Here is a 7772-nt window from a genome sequence, read left to right as displayed (position 1 = left end):
GGTACCGTCCTGCCTGCCATGCGAACCCTGCTCATCGACAACCTCGACTCGTTCACCGGCAACCTGGCGCACCTCGTGGCCAGGGTGAACGGCCGCGAGCCCGACGTGATCCGGCACGACGACCCGGACTTCCGGCTCGCCGACCTGCGGCGCTACGACGCCGTGCTGATCTCGCCCGGCCCCGGCAGGCCCGACGACCCGCGCGACTTCGGGCTGTGCGCGGCCGTCGTCGAGCACGCGGAGATCCCGCTGCTCGGCGTGTGCCTCGGCCACCAGGGGCTGTGCCTGGGGCACGGCGCGACCGTGGCGCGGGTGACGCCCCGGCACGGCATCGTGGACGAGGTCGCGCACACCGGGACCGACCTGTTCGCCGGGCTGCCCTCACCGCTGCGCGTGGTGCGCTACCACTCGCTGGCCGCCACCGACCTGCCGCCGGAGCTCGAACCGCTGGCCTGGGCGCCCGGCGACGGCGTGCTCATGGCGGTGCGGCGCCGCGGGCGGCCCGCGTGGGGCGTGCAGTTCCACCCCGAGTCGGTCGCGGGTGAGCACGGGTTCGGGCTGCTGGCGAACTTCCGCGACCTCGCGGGCGGCCGGGCCGCGCCCACCCCGCCCCCACCGCCGCCCGCGCCCGCCGAGGCCGCGCCGAGGCGGCTGCTCGTGCGCTCGCTGGACGTCCACCCCGACCCCGAGGCGGTGCACGCGGCGCTGCACGGCGCGTCCCCCGACTCGTTCTGGCTGGACAGCAGCCGCGCCGACGCCGCGCGCGGCCGGTTCTCGGTCATCGGCGACGCCTCGGGGCCGCTGGCGCGGGTCGCCCGCTACGACGTGACCACCGGGCGGGTCCGCGTCACCTCGGCCGCAGGGGTGGCCGAGCACGACGGCCCGCTGCTCGACTGGCTGGAGGCCGACCTCGCGGCGTGGCGGGTGGACGCCCCGGACCTGCCGTTCGACTTCGCGCTCGGCTGGGTCGGCTACCTCGGGTACGAGCTCAAGGCCGAGTGCGGCGGCGACGCCGTCCACCGCTCCGGGCACCCGGACGCGGCCCTGGTGTTCGCCGACCGCGCCCTCGTCTTCGACCACCGGGAAAAGCGCTGCCACCTGCTCGCGCTCGAAGGCGCGGACGGCGGTTGGCTGGACCGCGCGGAGGAGTTCCTGCGCGCTTTCCGCACCCCCGAGAAGGAATTTCCCGTCCCCCTGCGGGGCGAGGTGGAATTGCGGCACGACCGCGAGCGGTACCTGAAGCTGGTGGACGCCTGCCTGGAGGCGGTCGCGGCGGGGGAGAGCTACGAGGTGTGCCTGACCAACCGGGGCGTGGTCCCCGGCCGGATCGACCCGTGGCGCGGCTACCGGTTCCTGCGCGCCCGCAACCCGGCCCCGTACGGGGCGCTGCTGCGCTTCGGCGAGCTGTCGGTGCTCAGCTGCTCACCCGAGCGGTTCGTGCGGGTCGACCGCTCGGGCGGCGTGGAGTCGGAGCCCATCAAGGGCACCCGGCCGCGCGGGGGCACGCCGGAGGAGGACGCGGCGCTGCGCGCGGAGCTGGCGGTCAGCGTCAAGGACCGGGCCGAGAACCTGATGGTCGTCGACCTCGTGCGCAACGACCTGAGCCGCTGCTCGGAGGTGGGCAGCGTGCGGGTGCCGAGGCTGTTCGCGGTGGAGACCTACGCGACCGCCCACCAGCTCGTGAGCACGGTGCGGGGCAGGCTGGCGCCGGGGCGCACGGCCGTGTCCGCCGTGCGGTCGGCCTTTCCCGGCGGTTCCATGACCGGCGCCCCCAAGATCCGCACGATGCAGATCCTGGACGCGCTGGAAGCCGGGCCCAGGGGCGTCTACTCCGGAGCCCTGGGGTACTTCTCGCTGTGCGGGGCCGCCGACTTCAGCGTCGTCATCAGGACGCTGGTCGCGGACGCGCGCGAGACCGCGTTCGGGGTGGGCGGCGCGGTCATCGCGCTCTCCGACCCCGAGGCGGAATTCGAGGAGACGGCCGTCAAGGCGACCGCGGCCCTCGCGCTGTTCCAGGCGGACTTTCCCGGCAGGTGACCTGCGGTTTCCCCGGCTGCGGCCGTTCGCTCGCGGACAGCCGGGGAAACGCTTGCGCGGCTCAGGAGGCGTGGGCTTCCTGGAACTGCACGACCAGGCCCTGGGGAATGCGACCGCGGTCGGAGATCTGGTGACCCTGCGCGCGGGCCCAGTCGCGAATGGCCTGGGCCTGGGCCTTGTCGCCGGCCTTTACGGTGCTCTTGCCGCCGCCCTTGCGCTGCTTGCGCCCACCGGCGCGGCGCGCCTTGGCCACGAAGTCGGCCAGGGAGTCGCGGAGCTTGTCCGCATTGTCCTTGGAGAGGTCGATGGTGTACTCGACACCATCGAGCGCGAAGGTCACGGTCTCGGCGGCTTCGCTGCCGTCGAGGTCGTCGATGAGCTGGACGACGGTCTGCTGTGCCACTGTTCCTCCGTGTGTGCTCGCATAGCGTGTGTTGCCCTCGACATCTGTAACTACGCCACACGCTTCGTTCGACACCATAGTGCACGGGCTGAATATCGCCTAACCTTTCGTCTGGTAAATGTGACTGATGCCCCCGGACGGGTCATTTCGGGGCTGCGGTTATGTCGGGAAATGCGCGGTCGGGCTCGTGGTCGGGGTCACACCCGGTTGGGTGGCCTATCCTGGAGCGGGTACCCACCTGGGGTAGGGGAAGGCGGGCAGCGGTGCACGGTTACACGGAGGACAAGGACGCCTACCTGAAGCGGTTGCGGCGGATCGAGGGGCAGGTCCGGGGGTTGCAGCGGATGGTGGAGAACGACGAGTACTGCATCGACGTGCTGACCCAGATCTCCGCCGCCACCAAGGCGCTCCAGGCGGTGTCGCTGGGGTTGTTGGACGAGCACCTCAAGCACTGCGTGGCGCAGGCGGCGGCGCAGGGCGGGGAGGTGGCCGAGGAGAAGATCGCGGAGGCCTCGGCGGCGATCGCCCGACTGGTCCGCTCCTGACCCGCGACACGCCGCCCCGCGCGGCGGCGCGCTCGCCTGATCGAGTAGAGTCGTGCCACCGGCCCCCGTAGCCCAATCGGCAGAGGCAGCGGACTCAAAATCCGTCCAGTGTGCGTTCGAGTCGCACCGGGGGCACCACGCCTGACCAGCAATTCACGCTCATCCGCGCTGTTGTGCGCCGTCCCGTCGACCTTCGGTGGCGCCCGGCGCCCGCATTCCCCGTGCCCCGGCCCCGCCCCTCGGCGGCTTTTCGCACCGGGTTCCCCGCGGGACCGCCCGGCGCCTTGTGCGCGCGGCGCGCGGTCGCCGGGGTGTCCGAAGCGCCGGGGTTCTTTTGCCCGAAGGGGCGACACCGGGCGGCCTTCGGGGAAACCGTTCACGGTCGGTGCCCGACGCGGCGCGCGGTGCCCGAGGCGGAACGCGCGCAAACCCCTCCGGAGGGCAGTGCCCGCGCGGATGGCGGACGCGCGGGGGAATTACCGGAAGCGCGCGCGGCGCGGGCCCGGTGTTCACGTCCCGGAACCTTCCCGATCCGCATCGGGGCACCCCCTGGTGAACCGGAGGCGCGCACGGCGCGCGCCTTCGGGAGGTCGCCCACGAACCCGAAGTGATCGCGACGGGACGCGATCCGGTTCACCGCGGGTTCGCCCGAGAGAAAAGCACCCCCCGCGCACGGCCACACCGCGCTTTCACACCGCGAGGTGAGCGGCGCGGAACAACCGGGTGGCGCCGCGCGGGGGAGTGCCGGTCGCACCGGGAAAACCGGCGCGTCCGGGTGTTCGGAGTGGATCGAACGGTTCCGAGCGGCCCTCGGAAGAACACGCGCGGTGTTCCCCCGCCGACCCCCCTTCCGGCCGTCCCCTTCGGACTGCGCCGTTCCGTAGATCGTTTCCCGCCCGCGTCCGAACCGGGCCCTCGAACGGGGATGTCGCCTTCTTCACCCGACCGTGGGCGCGCCGAGCCCCCGGTTGATCTCCATCCCCGGTCGACCCGCCGTTCAACGCCCTCTCCCCGCCCCCCGCTCCTGAGCGCCACCCCTGACCGTTCCGGGTGAAGTGCTGAACACCACCGGGCAATAACGACCCCCGTACGGCTGTCCTGCCGTAGCCTCCGGGGGCCATTCAGAGGTACGACGGCGGGGACGCGCGGGGGTGTCGTGAGGGACCGGCAGCAGCGCCTGGAGCACATGAAGCGCACGTTCGAGGAGCAGTCGGCGAAAGCGGGCGACGTCCAGCGGGCGATGCGCGAGCTGCGCGGCCAGGGCAGGAGCCCCGACGGCGCGGTCACCGTGACCGCGGCCCCGTCGGGCGCGGTGGTCGACCTGCAGCTGACCGAGGAGGCGCTCAGACGCACCCCGTCGGCGCTGCGCGCGGACATCCTGTCGGCCATCCAGATGGCGACGCAGAACGCGACCCAGCTCCTGGACGACGCCGTGGGCCCGATCACGGGCAACCGGCTGGAGCGCATCAAGCAGGGCCTCCGCCACCGCGACCCCGCCCAGGAACCGGGCGACCGCTGAGGGGGCGCTAGGCCCGGTCGTCCGCGAGCGCCTGCGCGCGGGCGGGGTCGACCGGCAGCGACCGGTGGTAGGCCAGGTGCTCGGCGGCGATCCGGTGCCGGGGGTCGCGGCGCAGCGGGCCGAGCGGCTGCCCCGCGTTGACGTGCCGGACGTTGTCGTCCTCGTCCACGTAGAGCGCCCGCGCGTCGAACTGGGCGTGGCAGTTCGGGCACAGGCACAGCACGTTGTCGGTGTGGTCGGGCCCGTGGTGCGGCGCGCCGAGCGCCCGGATGTGCGCGGCGTTGCTGAAGTGCCCGTACCCGAGGTCCAGCCGGGTGCCGCAGAACTGGCAGCGGTCCTCGTGTATCGCCTTCACCAGCGCCGCGACGTAGCGCAACCGCTGCACCGCGCTGGTCGTGCGCTCCTGCCGCGGCGCGGGTTCGAGCACCCGCCCCCGCTCCCACACGACGGCCTTCTCCGCGTCGGCCGTCGGCGCGGGGACCTGCGCGCGGTCGACGACGGTGAACCCGAGCCCCGCCAGCAGCCGGGTGACCGTGGCCTGCCCGCCGCTGAAGTCCGAGGCCCGCAACGGCTCCCGGCCCGCGAGGAACCCGTGCGCGACCCCGACGACGGCCTTGGAGTCGTACTCGCCGCCCTCGTAGACCAGCACGAACCGCCGGGCCTGCCCGAACCCGTACCGCTTCCGGAACTCCTCGGCCCCCAACCGATCGCACTCCGCGATGGCCCGCAGCACCTCGGCCCTGCCCACGTCGGCGTACCCCATGGTGGAAGCCTAGGAGGCATCGCGGAATCCCCGGAATCACCGGGGCGCGCCCGTCCCGCGCGGGGCTTCTGGCACGGTGTTCCGATGAGCATGACCTCGGACTCCGGCCAGCAGCTGAACGCGGCCTTCTCCGTCGTCCCGGACGGCGACGGGCTGGCCGTGGTGCTGGAGAGCGCCGGGGGCAAGGGCCCCGTGGCGGGCCGGAGCCGCAACTCCGACTACCGGACCGCCCTCCAGCTCCTCCTCGCGCGCCTCGGCGCCGCGAACGCCGTGCTGCGGGCCGCGCTGGTCGACTCGCACAAGGTCCGGGAACTCCCCCCGCGGGACCGCAACGTGTTCCCCGGACCGTTCCCCCTGCGCGCGTGCGAGGACTTCGCGGAGCTCCGCCAGCAGCTCACCAGCGGTCAGGGGCGCATCGGCCAGCGGGAGGGCGCGCCCAAGGCCGGGAACAACAGCAAGCGGCTGCGGCTGGAGGTCTGGGTCCCCGGCTACCGCGAGGTGGACGCGCAGAAGCTGGAGGACTACCTCGCCGCCGCGCAGGAGCGCCAGGCCGACCAGCCCGAGCCTCCCCGCAAGCCCGCTTCCCGCGCCGACATCACCTGGCCCGCGACCAAGCTGCTCGACGCCGCCGTCCGCGGGCTCAACACCCACTCCGCCCAGGGCCGCCCCAGCCTCCACAAGCCGCTCACCCTCCTCTGGGCCATCGGCAGGCTGGTGCGCCACGAGCCGCGGCTGGTGACCTGGCCCGAGTTCGAGCGCGAGGTGGGCGACCTGCTCGTCGAGTCCGGCGCGAACCGCACCCCCCAGTACCCCTTCTGGCACCTCGCCTCGACGCCGGACCTCTGGGAGACCCACGGCCTCACCGGCGTCCCGAAGGCCTCCGACACCCACGCCCGAGCGGGCTTCCCCGAGCGGACCGCCACCGCGCTCACCAGGAACAGGCTCCTGCGCGCCAAGATCACCGCCTACCTGGCCAGGACCTACCTCGGCGCCAACGCCCGAGCCGTCCTCCGCAGGGTCGGTCTGGGCACCGCGGACCTCGACCGCCCCGCGACCGCCACCACCCGCGTCGAGCAGACCGCCCTGCGGAGCCTGCTCCTCGACGGTCGTGACGCCGCCCCGTGCGCCCTCTGCGGCGCGGACTACCCGGCCCGCTCGCTGGTCGCCGCGCACGTCAAGTTCCGCACCGCGTGCGAGTACGTCGAGGCGCTCGACCTCGCCAACGTCGCCATGCTCGCCTGCGCCCTGGGCTGCGACCACCTCTACGAGCAGGGCCACCTCACCGTCGCCCCCGACGGCCGCGTCCGCGTCGCCGACACCACCTACCCCGCCGTCCGCGCCCGCCTCGCCGAACTCGACGGCCGCCACGTCCCCGCGCACACCCCGGAATCGCGGGACTACTTCGAGTGGCACTCCACCACCGTCTTCAAGAAACCTGTCGGACCCGTCGGCTAGCCTTGCCCAATGGCTTCCAGCGACGCGGGTGAGGTCCTGCGGAGGGTCTTCGGGTACGAGTCTTTCCGCGGTGACCAGGGCGAGATCGTCGAGCACGTCATCGGTGGCGGCGACGCGCTCGTCCTCATGCCCACCGGCGGCGGCAAGTCGCTCTGCTACCAGATCCCCTCCCTGGTCAGGCCCGGTGTCGGGGTCGTCATCTCGCCGCTGATCGCGCTCATGCAGGACCAGGTCGACGCCCTGCGCGACGTCGGCGTGCGCGCGGGCTTCCTCAACTCCACCCAGTTCCCCGACGAGCGCCAGCTCGTGGAGTCCGAGTTCCTCGCGGGCGAGCTGGACCTGCTCTACCTCGCCCCCGAGCGCCTGCGCCTGGACGCCACGACCCGCCTGCTGGAGCGCGGCGACGTCGCGCTGTTCGCGATCGACGAGGCGCACTGCGTCGCCCAGTGGGGCCACGACTTCCGCCCCGACTACCTGGCCCTGTCGCACCTCAAGGAGCGCTGGCCGGACGTCCCGCGCATCGCCCTCACCGCGACCGCCACCAAGGCCACCCACGCCGAGATCGCCACCCGGCTCGGCCTGGAGGACGCCAAGCACTTCGTCGCCAGCTTCGACCGCCCCAACATCCAGTACCGGATCGTCCCCAAGAACGAGCCGAAGAAGCAGCTCCTCAAGCTCCTGCGCGACGAGCACGCGGGCGACTCCGGCATCGTCTACTGCCTGTCCCGCAACTCCACGGAGAAGACCGCGGAGTTCCTGGTGGACAACGGGATCGCGGCCCTGCCGTACCACGCGGGCCTGGACGCGGGCACGCGCGCGGCCAACCAGTCGCGGTTCCTGCGCGAGGACGGCCTGGTCATGGTCGCGACCATCGCGTTCGGCATGGGCATCGACAAGCCGGACGTCCGGTTCGTCGCGCACCTGGACCTGCCGAAGTCCGTCGAGGGCTACTACCAGGAGACGGGCCGCGCGGGCCGCGACGGGCAGCCGTCCACGGCCTGGCTCGCGTACGGGCTGCAGGACGTGGTGCAGCAGCGCAAGATGATCGAG

7 protein-coding genes and 1 tRNA gene are annotated in these 7772 nt (G+C 73.0%); 6 read left to right on the top strand and 2 right to left on the bottom strand.

Translation table 11 applies throughout. The annotated features are described in order from the left end of the window. Window positions 1-18 precede the first annotated feature (18 nt). Window positions 19-2037: an aminodeoxychorismate synthase component I gene (gene pabB / locus ACTUAL_RS29290; RefSeq protein WP_440902501.1), complete on the top strand. Its 2019-nt coding sequence runs from the start codon at window positions 19-21 to the stop codon at window positions 2035-2037. A 61-nt stretch (window positions 2038-2098) separates the two neighbouring features. On the opposite strand, the gene ACTUAL_RS29285 is transcribed toward pabB, so the two are convergent. Further along, window positions 2099-2440 carry a histone-like nucleoid-structuring protein Lsr2 gene (locus tag ACTUAL_RS29285; RefSeq protein WP_015804349.1) on the bottom strand — a complete coding sequence of 114 codons (342 nt, stop codon included), beginning with the start codon at window positions 2438-2440 and terminating at the stop codon, window positions 2099-2101. Window positions 2441-2703: 263 nt separating this feature from the next. Between ACTUAL_RS29285 and ACTUAL_RS29280 the strand changes: the two genes are divergently transcribed. The 3 genes from ACTUAL_RS29280 to ACTUAL_RS29270 all read left to right on the top strand — a co-directional run bounded on the left by ACTUAL_RS29280 (window position 2704) and on the right by ACTUAL_RS29270 (window position 4504). Next, complete coding sequence (locus tag ACTUAL_RS29280; protein WP_015804348.1) at window positions 2704-2985, top strand: metal-sensitive transcriptional regulator; 282 nt, start codon at window positions 2704-2706, stop codon at window positions 2983-2985. 61 nt (window positions 2986-3046) lie between these two features. Continuing rightward, a tRNA-Leu gene (locus ACTUAL_RS29275) sits at window positions 3047-3123 on the top strand. Between the two features lie 1018 nt (window positions 3124-4141). Next, entirely contained in the window at window positions 4142-4504 is a 363-nt protein-coding gene (locus ACTUAL_RS29270) for a YbaB/EbfC family nucleoid-associated protein (protein ID WP_096496363.1), read from the top strand. Between the two features lie 7 nt (window positions 4505-4511). On the opposite strand, the gene ACTUAL_RS29265 is transcribed toward ACTUAL_RS29270, so the two are convergent. After that, window positions 4512-5267 carry an HNH endonuclease gene (locus ACTUAL_RS29265; RefSeq protein ID WP_440902500.1) on the bottom strand — a complete coding sequence of 252 codons (756 nt, stop codon included), beginning with the start codon at window positions 5265-5267 and terminating at the stop codon, window positions 4512-4514. A gap of 84 nt (window positions 5268-5351) precedes the next feature. Here ACTUAL_RS29265 and ACTUAL_RS29260 point away from each other — a divergent pair, with 84 nt between their 5' ends. Then, complete coding sequence (locus tag ACTUAL_RS29260) at window positions 5352-6722, top strand: hypothetical protein (protein ID WP_440902499.1); 1371 nt, start codon at window positions 5352-5354, stop codon at window positions 6720-6722. A gap of 9 nt (window positions 6723-6731) precedes the next feature. Next, on the top strand, window positions 6732-7772 hold a 1041-nt coding region (locus tag ACTUAL_RS29255; RefSeq protein WP_440902498.1), incomplete at its 3' end, for a RecQ family ATP-dependent DNA helicase.

It is taken from the genome of Actinosynnema sp. (assembly GCF_052038725.1).
The sequence above is the reverse complement of the archived record's forward strand: the minus strand, read 5'-3'. Positions and strand labels throughout refer to the sequence as shown.

Coding starts and splice junctions, on each gene's coding strand:
- pabB (WP_440902501.1), top strand. CDS start 19: ATGCGAACCCTGCTCATCGACAACCTCGACTCGTTCACCGGCAACCTG.
- ACTUAL_RS29265 (WP_440902500.1), bottom strand. CDS start 5,267: ATGGGGTACGCCGACGTGGGCAGGGCCGAGGTGCTGCGGGCCATCGCG.
- ACTUAL_RS29260 (WP_440902499.1), top strand. CDS start 5,352: ATGAGCATGACCTCGGACTCCGGCCAGCAGCTGAACGCGGCCTTCTCC.